The organism is Dyella halodurans, from assembly GCF_026283925.1.
GTDB classification, from domain to species: domain Bacteria; phylum Pseudomonadota; class Gammaproteobacteria; order Xanthomonadales; family Rhodanobacteraceae; genus Dyella; species Dyella halodurans.
The window spans coordinates 1-16049 of record NZ_JAPDPF010000018.1 but is presented as its reverse complement, the minus strand read 5'-3'; the positions used below and the strand labels follow the sequence as shown (position 1 = coordinate 16049).

Sequence of the window (16049 nt, the reverse complement as noted above, 5' to 3'; positions counted from 1 at the left end):
CGCCACCGAAACGCTCGGCGCCAACCTTCGTCAGCGCGGCCGTCAGCGTCGTCTTGCCGTGGTCCACGTGACCAATCGTGCCGACGTTGACGTGCGGCTTGGTGCGTTCGAATTTACCCTTTGCCATGACTCTAAACCTCTAGAAAAGAACGGTATGTTGTGGGGAGGAAGGCCTTATCAGGCCTTCTTCATGACCTGCTCAGCGATGTTGTTCGGCGCTTCAGCGTAATGGTCGAATTCCATCGTGAAGGTGGCGCGACCCTGGGTCAGCGAACGAATCGTCGTTGCATAACCAAACATCTCGCCCAGCGGGACCATCGCGTTGATGGTCTTGCCCGACGGCGTGTCGTCCTGGCCCTGAAGCAGGCCGCGACGACGACTCAGGTCGCCCATGACGTCACCGACGTAGTCTTCCGGCGTCACCACCTCGACCTTCATGATCGGCTCGAGCAGCACCGGCGACGCCTTCGCGAAGCCCTGCTTGAACGCCATCGATGCAGCGAGCTTGAACGCCATTTCCGACGAGTCGACGTCGTGGTACGAACCGAAGACCAGCTTGACCTTCACGTTCACCACCGGGAAGCCAGCCAGCGGACCGCTGGTGATGGTTTCGCGCAGGCCCTTCTCGACCGAGGGAATGAATTCCTTCGGGATCACGCCGCCGGTGATGTCGTTGATGAACAGGAAGTCGTTCTTGACGTCCGTGCTCTTGCGGTCTTCTTCGGTCATCGGCGACAGCTCGATCACCACGTGACCGTACTGACCCTTACCGCCCGACTGCTTGGCGTGCTTGTAGTCCGACTTGACGTCCGACGCGCGGATCGTTTCGCGGTAGGCCACCTGCGGCTTGCCGACGTTCGCCTCGACGTTGAACTCGCGCTTCATGCGGTCCACCAGGATGTCCAGGTGAAGCTCGCCCATGCCCGAGATGATCGTCTGGCCCGACTCTTCGTCCGTACGCACGCGGAACGACGGATCTTCCGCAGCCAGACGGCCGAGGGCGATACCCATCTTTTCCTGGTCGGACTTGGTCTTCGGCTCGACCGCCATCGAGATCACCGGCTCCGGGAACGTCATGCGCTCCAGGGTGATGATGTGATCCTGCGCGCACAGCGTGTCGCCGGTCGTCACGTCCTTCAGGCCGACCGCTGCGGCGATATCGCCAGCGCGGACTTCCTTCAGTTCCTGACGCTCGTTCGCGTGCATCTGCAGGATGCGGCCGATGCGCTCCTTCTTGGACTTGACCGGGTTGTACACCTGGTCGCCCGCATTGAGCGTGCCCGAGTAGACGCGGAAGAAGGTCAGCGAGCCGACGAAAGGATCGGTCATGATCTTGAACGCGAGCGCGGAGAACGGCGCGGCGTCGTCGGCCTTGCGCGTTGCTTCCTTCTCGTCTTCGTCGACGCCAGCCACCGGCGGACGATCGGCGGGCGACGGCAGCAGGTTCACCACCGCGTCGAGCATCGCCTGGACGCCCTTGTTCTTGAACGCCGTGCCGCAGAAGACCGGGATGATCTCGCTGGACAGGGTGCGCGAGCGCAGACCACCGACGATCTCTTCCTCGGTGAGGTCGCCCTCTTCCAGGTACTTGTTCATCAGCTCTTCGGTCGCTTCCGCGGCCGACTCGACCATGTAGGCGCGAGCCTCGGTAGCCTTGTCGGCGAGGTTCGCCGGGATGTCCTGGTACTCGAACTTCATGCCCTGGGACTCCATGTCCCAGATGATCGCCTTCATCTTGAGCAGGTCGATCACGCCTTCGAAGTTGTCTTCGGCGCCGATCGGCACCTGCATCGGCACCGGGTTTGCGCCCAGGCGAGCCTTCAGCTGGTCAACCACCTTGTAGAAGTTGGCGCCGGTGCGGTCCATCTTGTTGACGAACGCAAGACGCGGCACCTTGTACTTGTTGGCCTGGCGCCAGACGGTCTCGGACTGCGGCTGCACACCACCCACGGCACAGAGCACGAACACCGCACCGTCGAGCACGCGGAGCGAACGCTCCACTTCGATGGTGAAGTCCACGTGTCCTGGGGTGTCGATGATGTTGAAGCGGTGCTCGGGCAAGGAACGATCCATGCCCTTCCAGAACGCCGTCGTTGCCGCCGACGTAATGGTGATGCCGCGCTCCTGCTCCTGCTCCATCCAGTCCATCGTTGCCGCACCGTCGTGCACCTCGCCAATCTTGTGACTGACGCCGGTGTAGAACAGGATGCGCTCCGTGGTGGTGGTCTTGCCGGCATCGATGTGAGCCATGATGCCGAAGTTGCGGTAGCGCTCGATGGGAGTGGTGCGTGCCACGGTCTTAACCTCTAAAAAGTGCTTGCTTTAAGCGAGTTACTGCTTACCAGCGGTAATGCGAGAAGGCCTTGTTGGCTTCTGCCATACGGTGCGTCTCTTCGCGCTTCTTGATCGCGCCACCGCGATTCTCGGAAGCCTCGAGCAGCTCGGCGGCCAGCTTGCGCGGCATCGAGGTCTCGCCGCGCTTGCGGGCGGATTCGATGGCCCAGCGCATGGCGAGCGCCATACGACGACCCGGACGCACTTCAACCGGCACCTGGTAGGTGGCGCCACCGACACGGCGGGACTTCACCTCAACCGCCGGAGCGATATTGTTCAGGGCCTTCTCGACGAGCTGAACCGGCTCGGCGTTCTTTTCGCCCAGATGGTCGAGCGCGCCGTAGACGATGCTTTCAGCCACCGACTTCTTGCCGCTCTTCATCACCATGTTGATGAAGCGGGCGATCAGCTGGCTGCCGTGCTTGGGGTCCGGCAGGACCAGACGGGCGGGATGTGAACCTTTACGCGACATATTTCGTGTCCTTAGCTCTTATTTCTTCGGGCGCTTGGCGCCGTACTTGGAGCGCGACTGGCGGCGCTTGGTAACGCCGGCGCAGTCGAGACTGCCGCGCACCGTGTGGTAACGAACACCGGGGAGATCCTTGACGCGACCGCCGCGGATCAGGACCACCGAGTGCTCCTGCAGGTTGTGACCTTCGCCACCGATGTAGCTGATGACTTCGTAGCCGTTCGTCAGGCGCACCTTGGCAACCTTACGCAGCGCCGAGTTCGGCTTTTTCGGGGTGGTCGTGTATACGCGCGTGCAAACGCCGCGGCGCTGCGGGCTGTTCTGCAAAGCCGGAGAAGCACTCTTGTAGGTCTTCGGGCTGCGGGATTTGCGAACCAACTGGTTGACTGTCGTCATCTGAAGCTGTTCCTGAGAAACATAAAGGCAGACCGAACCGGCTCGGTCTGCCAAGAAGCGGGAATTTAACATGGGCAGCTTGTCACAGACAAGCTGACGCCCTGCCATCCATAGCCCGAACACGAGGCGCGTTCCTTGCGCCTCATTTCGTATGTCAGCGAGTAGAGCCCGCGAAGGGCTTACTCCACACCAATGTCGCTACCGGTGGTGGCTTCCGCGAAGGAGGCCGATGAAGCGGAGCCGGAGAGAGTCTCGAGCTCCGAAGCGGTCAGACCGCCCTGGCGATGACGCTGCGCGTGATACGCCAGACCCGTACCCGCCGGAATTAGACGGCCGACAATAACATTTTCCTTCAGGCCCCGCAAGGTGTCACGCGTGCCACGCACCGCGGCTTCCGTCAAGACTCGGGTCGTTTCCTGGAAGGAAGCGGCCGAAATGAAGGATTCCGTGGCCAGCGAAGCCTTGGTGATACCCAGCAGCACCGACTGGTACTCAGCCGGACGCTCGCCACGGGTGATGGCCCGATCGTTTTCGCCGTTGATGCGAACTCGCTCGACCTGCTCACCGCGCAGGTAGTGGCTTTCGCCCGGATCGGTGATCTCGACCTTGCGCAGCATCTGGCGAATGATCGCTTCGATGTGCTTGTCGTTGATCTTCACGCCCTGCAGACGGTAGACGTCCTGGATTTCCTTGACCAGGTACGCGGCCAGCGGCTCGACACCCAGCAGGCGCAGGATGTCGTGCGGGCTGGGCTCGCCGTCCACCACGGTTTCGCCCTTCTCGACGTGCTCGCCTTCGAACACGATGACCTGACGCCACTTGGGAATCAGCTCCTCGTGCTCGTTGCCGTCCACGTCCTTGATGATCAGGCGCTGCTTGCCCTTGGTGTCCTTGCCGAAGCTGATCACGCCCGAACGCTCGGCGAGGATCGCCGGTTCCTTCGGCTTGCGTGCCTCGAACAAGTCGGCCACGCGCGGCAGACCACCCGTGATATCGCGGGTCTTGGAGGTTTCCTGCGGGATACGTGCGACCACGTCACCCACGCCCACCTGCACTCCGTTCTGGATCGACACGATGGCGCCGGCCGGGAGCATGTACTGCGCCGGCACGTCGGTGCCCGGCAGCTTCAGCTCGCGACCCTTGGCATCCTCCAGACGCACGATCGGGCGCAGGTCCTTGGCGGCCGTACCACGGCGCTTCGGATCGGTCACCACCGCCGACTCCAGGCCGGTCAGTTCGTCGGTCTGGCTCTGCACGGTGACGCCATCGATGAAGTCGATGAAGCGCACGGTACCGGCCACTTCCGACACGATCGGATGGGTATGCGGATCCCAGTTGGCCACGGTCTGGCCAGCCTTCACCGGATCGCCGTCCTTGATCGCGATGGTGGCGCCGTAAGGCACCTTGTAGCGCTCGCGCTCGCGACCGTTGGCGTCGATGACGCTGACTTCGCCCGAACGCGACACCGCCACCAGGTGACCCTGGTTGTGATGCACGGTCTTGAGGTTGTTGAACTTCAGCGTGCCGGTGGTCTTCACCGTCACGTTGTCCACCGCCGCCGCACGCGAAGCCGCACCACCGATGTGGAACGTACGCATGGTCAGCTGGGTACCCGGCTCACCGATCGACTGCGCGGCGACCACACCCACGGCCTCGCCCATGTTGACCAGGTGGCCACGGGCCAGATCGCGGCCGTAGCACAGCGCGCAAACGCCGTGGTTGGCAGCACAGGTGATCGGCGAACGCACCTTGATCGACTGCACGCCGGCCTTGTCGAGCTTCTCGACCAGGGCTTCGTCCAGCAGGGTGTCGCGCACCACGATCGGCTCATCGTCGTCGCCAGGAGCGTAGACGTCCTCGACCGCCACGCGGCCCAGCACGCGCTCGCGCAACGGCTCGACCACGTCGCCGCCTTCCACGATCGGCTGCATGATGACGCCGTCTTCGGTACCGCAGTCATGCGAGGTGATGACCACGTCCTGCGCCACGTCGACGAGTCGACGGGTGAGGTAACCGGAGTTGGCGGTCTTCAACGCCGTATCCGCGAGACCCTTACGGGCACCGTGGGTGGAGTTGAAGTACTGCAGCACGTTCAGGCCTTCACGGAAGTTCGCCTTGATCGGCGTCTCGATGATCGAGCCATCCGGACGCGCCATCAGGCCACGCATACCGGCCAGCTGACGAATCTGCGCCACCGAACCACGGGCGCCGGAGTCGGCCATGATGTACAGCGAGTTCATCGACTTCTGGTTGACCGTCTTGCCTTCGGTATCGGTGACCTTCTCGGTACCGATACCGTCGATCATCGCCTTGGCCACGAGTTCGTTCGTGCGCGACCAGATGTCGACCACCTTGTTGTAGCGCTCGCCGGCGGTGACCAGGCCCGACTGGTACTGCTCCTGGATCTCGACCACTTCCTTCTCGGCCTCTTCCAGGATCGGCTTCTTCTCGGCCGGGATGATCATGTCATCGATGCCGATCGAGATGCCCGCACGGGTGGCGAAGCGGAAGCCGGTGTACATCAGGTGATCGCCGAACACCACGGTCTCCTTAAGACCCAGGCGGCGGTAGCACTGGTTGATCAGGCGCGAGATGTTCTTCTTGGTCAGCTCGGTGTTGGCCAGCGCGAACGGCAGGCCTTCCGGCATGATCTCGAGCAGCAGCGCGCGGCCCACGGTGGTGTCCACGATCGAGGTCTCGGACGTACGACCGCCCTCCTCGTCGATGTTCACCTGGGTGATGCGCACCTTGATCTTGGCGTGCAGCTCGACGGCACGGTTGTCGTAGGCGCGGCGGACTTCGCCGATGCCCGAGAACACCATGCCCGAACCCTTCGCATTCACCAGCTCGCGGGTCATGTAGTACAGGCCCAGCACCACGTCCTGGGTCGGCACGATGATCGGCTCGCCGTTGGCGGGCGACAGGATGTTGTTGGTCGCCATCATCAGGGCGCGCGCTTCGAGCTGCGCCTCGATCGACAGCGGCACGTGCACAGCCATCTGGTCACCGTCGAAGTCGGCGTTGAACGCCGTACACACGAGCGGATGCAGCTGGATGGCCTTGCCTTCGATCAGCTTCGGCTCGAACGCCTGGATGCCCAGACGGTGCAGCGTCGGCGCGCGGTTGAGCAGCACGGGATGCTCGCGGATCACCTCTTCGAGGATGTCCCACACCTGGGCTTCTTCGCGCTCGACCAGCTTCTTCGCCGCCTTGATGGTGGTGGCTTCGCCACGCGCCTGCAGCTTGGCGAAGATGAAGGGCTTGAACAGCTCAAGCGCCATCTTCTTCGGCAGACCGCACTGGTGCAGGCGCAGGGTCGGACCGACCACGATCACCGAACGACCGGAGTAGTCCACGCGCTTGCCGAGCAGGTTCTGGCGGAAGCGGCCCTGCTTGCCCTTGATCATGTCGGCCAGCGACTTCAGCGCGCGCTTGTTGGTGCCGGTGATGGCACGGCCGCGGCGGCCGTTGTCGAGCAGCGCATCGACCGATTCCTGCAGCATGCGCTTCTCGTTGCGCACGATGATGTCGGGCGCATTGAGTTCGAGCAGGCGACGCAGGCGGTTGTTGCGGTTGATGACGCGACGGTACAGGTCATTCAGGTCGGAGGTGGCGAAACGGCCACCGTCCAGCGGCACCAGCGGACGCAGGTCCGGCGGCAGCACCGGCAGCACGGTCAGCACCATCCACTCCGGCTTGTTGCCGGATTCGAGGAAGGCCTCGATCAGCTTGACGCGCTTGGTGAGACGCTTGAGCTTGGTCTCGGAATTGGTCGAGCCGATCTCTTCCTTGAGGCGGATCACTTCGCCCGGCAGGTCGAGCGACTTGAGCAGCTCGTAGACGGCCTCGGCACCCATGCGGGCGTCGAACTCGTCACCGTGCTCTTCGACCGCTTCGAGGTACTGGTCTTCGCTGAGCAGCTGGCCGCGCTCGAGCGCGGTCAGACCTGGATCGATCACCACGAAGGCTTCGAAGTACAGGATGCGCTCGATGTCACGCAGGGTCATGTCCAGCATCAGGCCGATGCGCGACGGCAGCGACTTGAGGAACCAGATGTGCGCGGTCGGCGAAGCGAGCTCGATATGGCCCATGCGCTCGCGACGCACCTTGGCCAGGGTCACTTCCGTGCCGCACTTTTCGCAGACCACGCCGCGGTGCTTCATGCGCTTGTACTTGCCGCACAGGCACTCGTAGTCCTTCACCGGACCGAAGATGGCGGCGCAGAACAGGCCGTCACGCTCCGGTTTGAAGGTGCGGTAGTTGATCGTTTCCGGCTTCTTCACCTCGCCGTACGACCACGAGCGGATCAGCTCTGGCGAAGCCAGGGCGATCTTGATCGCGTCGAAGTCAGGCGCGGTGCGCTGCTGGTTAAAAAGGTTGAGCAAGTCTTTCATGGATGTCTCCGAAGATCGGGAATTGGTAATGGAGAATCGGTAGTCGGGAGACCGAGGAACGAAGGCTCGCTCCCCGTCTCCGCCTCAACTCACTTCACTTCTTCCAGATCAATATCGATACCGAGCGAGCGGATTTCCTTCACCAACACGTTGAAGGATTCCGGCATGCCCGCCGCCATCTCGTGGTTGCCGTCGACAATGTTCTTGTACATCTGGTTACGGCCCTGCACGTCATCGGACTTCACCGTCAGCATTTCCTGCAGGGTGTAAGCCGCGCCGTAGGCTTCCAGCGCCCAGACTTCCATTTCACCGAAGCGCTGGCCACCGAACTGCGCCTTGCCGCCCAGCGGCTGCTGGGTGACGAGCGAGTACGGACCGGTCGAACGCGCATGCATCTTGTCGTCAACCAGGTGGTTCAGCTTCAGGTAGTGCATGTAGCCAACCGTGACCGGGCGATCGAACGCCTCGCCGGTACGACCATCGAACAGCGTGGTCTGGCCCGACTCCGGCAGATCGGCCAGCTTCAGCATGGCCTTGATCTCGGTTTCCTCGGCACCGTCGAACACCGGCGTCGCCATCGGCACGCCTTCCTGCAGGTTGTTCGCCAGGGCGAAGATTTCATCGTCCGTCAGCGACTTCAGGTCGACGTGCTGCACGGCACCGGCCACGTGGTGGTTGTAGATCTGGTCGAGGAACTCGCGGATCTGCGCCACCTTGGCCTGCGCCTCGAGCATCTTCTGGATCTTCTTGCCCAAACCTTTGGCGGCCCAGCCCAGATGCACTTCCAGAATCTGGCCGATGTTCATACGCGAAGGCACGCCCAGCGGGTTCAGCACGATGTCGACCGGCGTACCGTCGGCGGAGAACGGCATGTCCTCCACCGGCACCACGTTCGACACCACACCCTTGTTGCCGTGGCGACCAGCCATCTTGTCGCCCGGCTGGATGCGGCGCTTCACGGCCAGGAACACCTTGACCATCTTGAGCACGCCCGGAGCGAGATCATCACCCTGGGTGATCTTGCCCTGCTTCTCCTTGAAGCGCTTGTCGAACTCTTCCTTGTGGCGCTTGATCTGGTCGGCCGCGCGCTCGAGGAACTCGGTGACGTCCTCGTCCTTGACGTTGACCTTGAACCAGTCGTCCTTCTTCAGGCCGTCGAGGTAGGCGTCGGTGATTTCCACGCCGCGCTTCAGGCCGCCCGGACCGCTCATCGCGGACTTGCCGACGAGCTGGGTGCGCATACGGTTGTAGATGGCGCCTTCGAGGATGCGGAACTGGTCATCAAGGTCCTTGCGGATACGCTTGATTTCCATTTCCTCGATTTGCTTGGCGCGCTTGTCCTTCTCGATGCCGTCGCGGGTGAAGACCTGCACGTCGATGACGGTGCCGTCCATGCCCGGCGGCACGCGCAGCGAGCTGTCCTTCACGTCGGACGCCTTCTCGCCGAAGATCGCACGCAGCAGCTTTTCTTCCGGGGTCAGCTGGCTCTCGCCCTTCGGCGTGACCTTGCCGACCATGATGTCACCGGCCTTCACTTCAGCGCCGATGTACACGATGCCGGACTCGTCCAGACGTGCCAGCGCCTGCTCACCCACGTTCGGGATGTCGGCGGTGATTTCCTCGGCGCCCAGCTTGGTGTCACGCGCGATGCAGGACAGCTCCTCGATGTGGATCGAGGTGTAGCGGTCTTCCTGCACGACGCGCTCGGACAGCAGGATCGAGTCTTCGAAGTTGTAGCCGTTCCACGGCATGAAGGCGATCAGCATGTTCTGGCCGAGCGCGAGCTCGCCCAGGTCGGTCGACGAACCGTCGGCCAGCGTGTCGCCCTTCGCCACGATGTCACCCACGTTCACCAGCGGACGCTGGTTGAGGTTGGTGTTCTGGTTGGAGCGGGTGTACTTGGTCAGCGTGTAGATGTCGACGCCGGCGTCATTGTCGCCGACTTCTTCCTCGTTCACGCGCACCACGATACGGGCCGCATCGACCTGGTCGATCACGCCGCCGCGCTTGGCGGTGGTGATGACGCCAGAGTCACGCGCCACGGCGCGCTCGATGCCGGTGCCCACCAGCGGGGTCTGCGAACGCAGGGTCGGCACGGCCTGACGCTGCATGTTCGCGCCCATCAGTGCGCGGTTCGCGTCATCGTGCTCCAGGAACGGCACCAGGGCCGCCGCGACCGACACCGTCTGCATGGGCGAGACGTCCATGTAGTCGACTTCGGCGGCAGGACGCAGCTCGGATTCGCCGCGGAAGCGGCAGGACACGAAGTCTTCGACGAAGGCACCGTCCTTGAGCGGCGAGTTCGCCTGCGCAATGACGTGGTCGCCTTCCTCGATCGCCGAGAGGTAGTCCACCGTATTGGTGACCTTGCCGCCCACGACCTTGCGGTACGGCGTCTCGAGGAAGCCATACGTATTGGTGCGGGCGTACACGGCCAGCGAGTTGATCAGGCCGATGTTCGGGCCTTCCGGCGTTTCGATGGTGCAGACGCGGCCGTAATGGGTCGGATGCACGTCGCGCACTTCGAAGCCGGCGCGCTCGCGGGTCAGGCCGCCCGGTCCCAGGGCCGAAACGCGACGCTTGTGCGTCACTTCCGACAGCGGGTTGTTCTGGTCCATGAACTGGCTGAGCTGCGAGGAGCCGAAGAACTCCTTCACCGCTGCCGCGACCGGCTTGGCGTTGATCAGTTCCTGCGGGGTCAGACCCTCGGACTCGGCCAGGCTCAGGCGCTCGCGCACGGCGCGCTCGACGCGCACCAGGCCGATGCGGAAGGTGTTCTCGGCCATTTCACCGACCGAACGCACGCGACGGTTGCCCAGGTGGTCGATATCGTCGACGGTGCCATGACCGTTCTTGATGTCGATCAGCACCTTGAGCACGTCCAGGATGTCGGAGCTCACGCCCAGCGACTTGACCAGGTTCTGCGACTCTTCTTCCTTGCGCTCGGCAAAGTACTTGTGGTCGTACAGCACGCCCGGACCGACGATCTCTTGACGGCCCACACGGCGGTTGAACTTCATGCGACCCACGGCCGACAGGTCGTAGCGGTCGAAGGTGAAGAACAGGTTGAAGAACAGGTTCTGCGCGGCGTCCTTGGTCGGCGGCTCGCCCGGACGCATCATGCGATAGATTTCCACCAACGCTTCGAGCTGCGTCTTGGAGTTATCGATGCGCAGGGTGTGCGAGATGTACGCACCGCGATCCAGGTCGTTGACGTACAGCGTCGGCACGACTTCGATGCCGGCCTTGCGGAAATTCTCCAGCTGCTCGCCGGTGATTTCGTCATTGGCCGAGGCCAGCAGCTCGCCGGTCTTGCTGTCGACGATGTCGGTGGCCAGGATGCGGCCGATCGGGTAATCGTCCGGCACTTCCAGCGCGGTGATGTTCTCGGCGGCCAGCTGGCGCACGTGGCGCGCCGTGATGCGCTTGCCGGCTTCCACCAGCACCTTGTCGCCAATGGTCAGGTCAAAGGTCAGCGTTTCGCCGCGCAGACGCTCGGCCACCAGCTCCAGCGTGGTGCCACCCTTCTTGCCCAGGTGGAACACGTTGTGCTCGAAGAAGATGTCCAGCATCTCGACGTTGTTGTAGCCGAGCGCGCGCAACAGCACGGTCACCGGCAGCTTGCGGCGACGGTCGATACGGGTGAACAGCGCGTCCTTCGGGTCGAACTCGAAGTCCAGCCACGAACCGCGGTAAGGGATCACGCGGGCGGAGAACAGCAGCTTGCCCGAGCTGTGCGTCTTGCCGCGGTCGTGGTCGAAGAACACGCCCGGCGAACGATGCAGCTGCGAGACGATGACGCGCTCGGTGCCGTTGATGATGAAGGTGCCGGTGTCAGTCATGAGCGGAATTTCGCCCATGTAGACTTCCTGCTCCTTCACGTACTTCACGGCCTTCTTGGAGGCCGGGCTGTCCTTGTCGTAGATGACAAGGCGCACGGTCACGCGCAGCGGCGCGCCGTAGGTCATGCCACGGTTGCGGCATTCGCGCTCGTCGAAGGCAGGCTCGCCCAGGCGATAGTCGACATACTCAAGCGCGGCATTGCCCGAATAGCTGACAATCGGGAACACCGATTTCAGCGCGGCGTGGAGACCCTTTTCGTCGCGCTGCTTGGGAGCGACGTGCTCCTGCAGGAATTCGCGATAGGAATCGGTCTGGATGGTCAGCAGGTTCGGCACGCCCAATACAGGGGGACGCTTGCCGAAATCCTTGCGGATGCGCTTCTTCTCGGTAAACGAGTAGGTCATGGTGGGTACCGCCTCGGTTGTGTATTCGGTGAATCGGGAATCGCGAATAAGGAATGACCGGCAACGGGTCCGATGGATCCGGACCATTCCCTATTCCCCATTCCCGAATGTCGGGAACAGGCAAAGCCCGGGGGATTACGCCCCCAGGCTTGCTTGACGCTGGATCGAACTGACGGCGCGCAAGAGCGCCGATTACTTCAGTTCGACCGTGGCGCCGGCTGCTTCGAGGTCCTTCTTGAACTTCGCAGCGTCTTCCTTCGAAGCGGCTTCCTTCACGACGCCACCGGCCTCGGTTAGGTCCTTCGCTTCCTTCAGGCCCAGGCCCGTGATGGCGCGGACGGCCTTGATCACGTCGACCTTCTTCTCGCCGGCGCTCTTCAGGATCACGTCGAACTCGGTCTGCTCTTCAGCAGCCGGGCCGGCAGCGGCCGGGCCAGCGGCAACCATCACCGGAGCGGCGGCGGTCACGCCAAACTTCTCTTCGATGGCCTTCACCAGGTCCATCACTTCCATCAGCGACTTGGCGGCGACGGCGTCGACGATCTGTTCGTTGGTCAGGGACATTTCATTTACCTCTGGAAATTGATTCGATTTGAATAGTCAGCGAACTTAGGCGGGCTCGGCTTCAGCCGGGGCTTCGGCGGCGACTTCGCCACCACCCTGCTTGTCGGCCACGGCCTTGACGACGCGGGCAAACATGGAGGCCGGCTCGGCCAGCACGCGGGCCAGCATGGCGAGCGCCTGTTCGCGGGTCGGCAGCGAGGCCAACACGTCGACGTGCGCGGCCGGCAGCAACTTGCCTTCCACCGAGACGAGCACCGGCTTCAGCTTGTCGTTGCCCTTGGCGAATTCCTTGATCAGGCGCCCGGCTGCACCGGGTTCCTCGGTCGAGAATGCATACAGCAGCGGGCCGACCAGGGCGTCCTTGACGACCTCGAAATCGGTACCCACCACGGCGCGCGAAGCGAGCGTGTTCTTGACAACTTTCAAGAAAACGCCGGATTCACGAGCCTTCTTGCGCATCGCGGTCATCTGTTCGACCGTGGTGCCTGCATACTCGGCGGCGATCAAGGAGTGAGCCTTCGCGGCGACTTCTGCCAGCTCGGCGACTACTTCTTGCTTCTGCGAGAGATTCAGAGCCATTTTTCACTCCTCTTATGAACTCCGCTTACGGCTCCTGCCGCTTGCGGTCCTGAGCGATGCCATCCCTGACGTCGGGGACCCTTGGGTCCCGGGTGGTGGCCTTTCCAGATCAAATCAAACGATCTCAGAAGGGGCAGCACCATCTACGCAGGCCAGATTCACCAGGAATCCGATTAAGCGATCCCGCTAACGGCGACGGCGATTCCCTGCCAGACACGAGCTCCCTGCCCGTCGTCGTCGTGCGCTTATCGCGCCTGCGGTCTTTGACGGCGGCACCGGCATTGCTGCCGGGGCTGCCTTCAAAAACTGCCCGCGCCGGTTCGCACCGGCACGGGACTTGAGTCTTACTTGGTCGACAGCGTCAGCGACGAGGTGTCGACCGGAACGCCCACGCCCATGGTGCTGGACAGGGCGATCTTCTGCAGGTACTGACCCTTGGCGGTCGCCGGCTTGGCCTTCAGCAGGTCATTGACCAGCGTGTTGAGGTTGTCTGCGAGCTGGGCCGCGTCGAAGCTGGCCTTGCCGATGGTGGCGTGGATGATGCCCGCCTTGTCGTTGCGGAACTTCACCTGGCCGGCCTTGGCGTTCTTGACGGCCGTGGCGACGTCGGCGGTGACCGAGCCGTCCTTCGGGTTCGGCATCAGGCCACGGGGGCCGAGCAGCTGGCCGAGCTTACCGACCACGCGCATGGCGTCCGGCGTGGCGATGACGCGACCGAAGTCGAGATCGCCAGCCTGCATGCGCTCGGCCAGGTCGTCCATGCCGACGGCGTCGGCACCGGCGGCCTTGGCGGCCTCGGCCTTCTCACCGGCCGGCACGAACACGGCGACCTTGACGGTCTTGCCGGTGCCGTGCGGCAGCAGCGAGGAACCGCGCACGCCCTGGTCGGACTTCTTCGCATCGATGCCGAGGCGGACGGCGACGTCCACGGACTCGGCGAACTTCGCCTTGGCGTTGTTCTTGACGATGTTCAGGGCTTCGTCCAGGCCATAGATCTTGCCCGGCTGCACTGCGGCCTGAGCCGCCTTCAAACGCTTCGTGAGCTTTGCCATGTCTTAACCCTCCACCACCAAGCCCATGCTGCGCGCGCTACCGGCAATGGTGCGCACCGCGGCGTCCAGATCAGCAGCCGTGAGATCCGGCTCCTTCTGCTTTGCAACGTCTTCGAGCTGCTTGCGGGTGATCTTGCCGACCTTGTCGGTATTCGGCTTGGGCGAACCCTTGGCGACGCCCGTGACCTTCTTGATCAGGACGGTGGCCGGCGGGGTCTTGGTGATAAAGGTGAAGCTACGGTCCGAATAGGCCGTGATGATGACCGGAATCGGCAGACCCGGCTCCATCTTCTGCGTGGCGGCATTGAACGCCTTGCAGAATTCCATGATGTTCAGGCCGCGCTGACCGAGGGCGGGACCCACCGGCGGCGACGGGTTGGCCTGACCGGCCTTGACCTGCAGCTTGATATAACCTGTGACTTTCTTTGCCATTGCTTTTTTCCTCGCGAGTTCAAGCGCCTTGCGGCTCCTCGCAGTACGTTCGGTCCCTGATGGAGGAAGGCCCGCGACCCTGCGGACCTTGGAAACACGGACACGCCGAGCCAAAAGGCCCCGGCGTGAACCGCGTAGTTTAGAGACTGATCAAGTTTTAAGCAAGCCCCGTGCCGGGGCCGGCTGACGGGGTCGATCAGGCCTTCTCGACCTGGCCAAACTCCAGCTCGACCGGGGTCGAGCGACCGAAAATGAGCACCGCGACGCGCAGGCGGCTCTTTTCGTAATTGACCTCTTCGACCACGCCGTTGAAGTCGTTGAACGGACCATCGGTGACGCGAACCATCTCGCCCGGCTCGAACAGCACCTTCGGGCGGGGCTTCTCGACACCCTCGCGGACGCGGCTCAGGATGGCATCGGCTTCGCTGTCGCGAATCGGCAGCGGACGATCCGCGGTGCCGCCGATGAAACCCATGACCTTCGGGGTTTCCTTGACCAGATGCCAGCACTCGTCGTCGATGCGCGGCGCCTTGCCCTCGGTGTCCGTCTCAATCTGCACGAGAACGTAACCCGGGAAGAACTTGCGCTCGCTGCGGCGCTTCTGGCCACTGCGCATCTCGATCACTTCTTCGGTCGGCACCAGCACTTCGCCGAAGCGCTCTTCCATGCCGGCGCGGCGAATCCGCTCGTCAAGCGAACGCTTCACCTGGTTTTCGAAGCCCGAATAGGCGTGTACCACATACCAACGCTTGCTCATGCCATCACCTCTACGAACCCAGCTTGAGCAGCCAGTCGAGTACGACCGACTTCAGGATCAGATCGATCAGGCCCAACAGCAGCGACAAGATGACAACCACGACCATGATAATGCCAGTGGTCTTGAGCGTCTCATCGCGGGTGGGCCAGACCACTTTGCGCAGTTCGAACTGCGATTCACCAAGGAAGGCGCGCACGCGGCGGCCGGGCGCCGTAAAGGCACCAATGGCCAGCGCCACGATCAGGGCCGCCAGCACGCCAAGCATCAGTACCGACTGCGGGATCGAGCTATCGCTGCCGAACCACGAGTAGGCAAAAATGCCAGCAGCCAGCACCAGCCCTGCCAGTACCAGCTTGCCGATATCAAGCGCGTTGACGCTTTTGGTCTGTTCTGCCTTCGTATTCATGCGAAGTGATCGGATGAGAGGGCATCGACCGTATGCCGGTCATCATGCCACCCACCATCCATCGTCGATCCTCAGGAAGATGGCACGCCAGGAGGGACTCGAACCCCCAACCTGCGGTTTTGGAGACCGCTGCTCTGCCAATTGAGCTACTGGCGTATCGAAAATGTGTGAAGTCGCTCGCCTTGCCGCTGCAGGGATGCGCTTTCAGCGCCGCCGGGGGATGAGGAGGCCGTAACCGCCCCACCCTTCGACTCCTTGCAGCCCGCAGAGCGGGCGACTTCCCAGTCTACAGCTTACTTGATGACCTTGGCCACCACGCCGGCGCCGACGGTGCGGCCGCCTTCGCGAATGGCGAAACGCAGGCCTTCGTCCATCGCGATCGGGTGGATCAGGGACACCACCATCTTCACGTTGTCGCC

The 16049-nt window shown here is 62.9% G+C and carries 13 protein-coding genes and 1 tRNA gene; all 14 read right to left on the bottom strand.

From position 1 onward, the window contains the following. Positions 1–127, bottom strand: a 127-nt coding sequence (locus OUZ49_RS20795; RefSeq protein WP_229730253.1) for a GTP-binding protein, incomplete at its 3' end; no start/stop codon positions are given. Positions 128–177: 50 nt separating this feature from the next. Beyond that, positions 178–2295 (bottom strand): elongation factor G, encoded by a 2118-nt coding sequence (fusA, locus tag OUZ49_RS20790; protein ID WP_266152536.1) that lies wholly within the window; start codon positions 2293–2295, stop codon positions 178–180. 43 nt (positions 2296–2338) lie between these two features. After that, positions 2339–2806 carry a 30S ribosomal protein S7 gene (gene rpsG, locus OUZ49_RS20785; RefSeq protein WP_074552303.1) on the bottom strand — a complete coding sequence of 156 codons (468 nt, stop codon included), beginning with the start codon at positions 2804–2806 and terminating at the stop codon, positions 2339–2341. Between the two features lie 18 nt (positions 2807–2824). Next, positions 2825–3199, bottom strand: a complete 375-nt coding sequence (gene rpsL, locus OUZ49_RS20780) for a 30S ribosomal protein S12 (protein ID WP_121881674.1) — start codon at positions 3197–3199, stop codon at positions 2825–2827. Positions 3200–3378: 179 nt separating this feature from the next. Continuing rightward, positions 3379–7593, bottom strand: a complete 4215-nt coding sequence (gene rpoC / locus OUZ49_RS20775) for a DNA-directed RNA polymerase subunit beta' (protein ID WP_266152535.1) — start codon at positions 7591–7593, stop codon at positions 3379–3381. 89 nt (positions 7594–7682) lie between these two features. Further along, a complete protein-coding gene (rpoB, locus tag OUZ49_RS20770) occupies positions 7683–11840 on the bottom strand; it encodes a DNA-directed RNA polymerase subunit beta (RefSeq protein ID WP_266152534.1) in 4158 nt (1385 codons plus the stop codon). 192 nt (positions 11841–12032) lie between these two features. Further along, complete coding sequence (rplL, locus tag OUZ49_RS20765; protein ID WP_266152533.1) at positions 12033–12404, bottom strand: 50S ribosomal protein L7/L12; 372 nt, start codon at positions 12402–12404, stop codon at positions 12033–12035. A 45-nt stretch (positions 12405–12449) separates the two neighbouring features. Continuing rightward, the gene (gene rplJ, locus OUZ49_RS20760; protein ID WP_266152532.1) at positions 12450–12983 is read right to left on the bottom strand and encodes a 50S ribosomal protein L10; all 534 of its coding nucleotides are present in this window, start codon (positions 12981–12983) and stop codon (positions 12450–12452) included. A 344-nt stretch (positions 12984–13327) separates the two neighbouring features. Next, complete coding sequence (gene rplA, locus OUZ49_RS20755; protein WP_266152531.1) at positions 13328–14035, bottom strand: 50S ribosomal protein L1; 708 nt, start codon at positions 14033–14035, stop codon at positions 13328–13330. A gap of 3 nt (positions 14036–14038) precedes the next feature. Further along, positions 14039–14467 carry a 50S ribosomal protein L11 gene (gene rplK, locus OUZ49_RS20750; RefSeq protein ID WP_266152530.1) on the bottom strand — a complete coding sequence of 143 codons (429 nt, stop codon included), beginning with the start codon at positions 14465–14467 and terminating at the stop codon, positions 14039–14041. 196 nt (positions 14468–14663) lie between these two features. Then, complete coding sequence (gene nusG, locus OUZ49_RS20745; RefSeq protein WP_266152529.1) at positions 14664–15224, bottom strand: transcription termination/antitermination protein NusG; 561 nt, start codon at positions 15222–15224, stop codon at positions 14664–14666. 10 nt (positions 15225–15234) lie between these two features. Beyond that, positions 15235–15630, bottom strand: coding sequence for a preprotein translocase subunit SecE (gene secE, locus OUZ49_RS20740; RefSeq protein WP_266152528.1), 396 nt, complete (start codon positions 15628–15630; stop codon positions 15235–15237). An 80-nt stretch (positions 15631–15710) separates the two neighbouring features. Beyond that, positions 15711–15786 (bottom strand) — tRNA-Trp (locus OUZ49_RS20735). Positions 15787–15923: 137 nt separating this feature from the next. After that, a partial coding sequence (locus tag OUZ49_RS20730; protein WP_484489079.1) for an EF-Tu C-terminal domain-related protein occupies positions 15924–16049 on the bottom strand: 126 nt, incomplete at its 5' end.

Bases quoted from the DNA above. Each gene is read 5' to 3' on its own strand.
- rpsL (WP_121881674.1), bottom strand. From the start codon at position 3,199: ATGACGACAGTCAACCAGTTGGTTCGCAAATCCCGCAGCCCGAAGACC.
- rpoB (WP_266152534.1), bottom strand. From the start codon at position 11,840: ATGACCTACTCGTTTACCGAGAAGAAGCGCATCCGCAAGGATTTCGGC.
- rpoC (WP_266152535.1), bottom strand. From the start codon at position 7,593: ATGAAAGACTTGCTCAACCTTTTTAACCAGCAGCGCACCGCGCCTGAC.
- rpsG (WP_074552303.1), bottom strand. From the start codon at position 2,806: ATGTCGCGTAAAGGTTCACATCCCGCCCGTCTGGTCCTGCCGGACCCC.
- rplA (WP_266152531.1), bottom strand. From the start codon at position 14,035: ATGGCAAAGCTCACGAAGCGTTTGAAGGCGGCTCAGGCCGCAGTGCAG.
- rplJ (WP_266152532.1), bottom strand. From the start codon at position 12,983: ATGGCTCTGAATCTCTCGCAGAAGCAAGAAGTAGTCGCCGAGCTGGCA.
- secE (WP_266152528.1), bottom strand. From the start codon at position 15,630: ATGAATACGAAGGCAGAACAGACCAAAAGCGTCAACGCGCTTGATATC.
- rplL (WP_266152533.1), bottom strand. From the start codon at position 12,404: ATGTCCCTGACCAACGAACAGATCGTCGACGCCGTCGCCGCCAAGTCG.
- rplK (WP_266152530.1), bottom strand. From the start codon at position 14,467: ATGGCAAAGAAAGTCACAGGTTATATCAAGCTGCAGGTCAAGGCCGGT.
- nusG (WP_266152529.1), bottom strand. From the start codon at position 15,224: ATGAGCAAGCGTTGGTATGTGGTACACGCCTATTCGGGCTTCGAAAAC.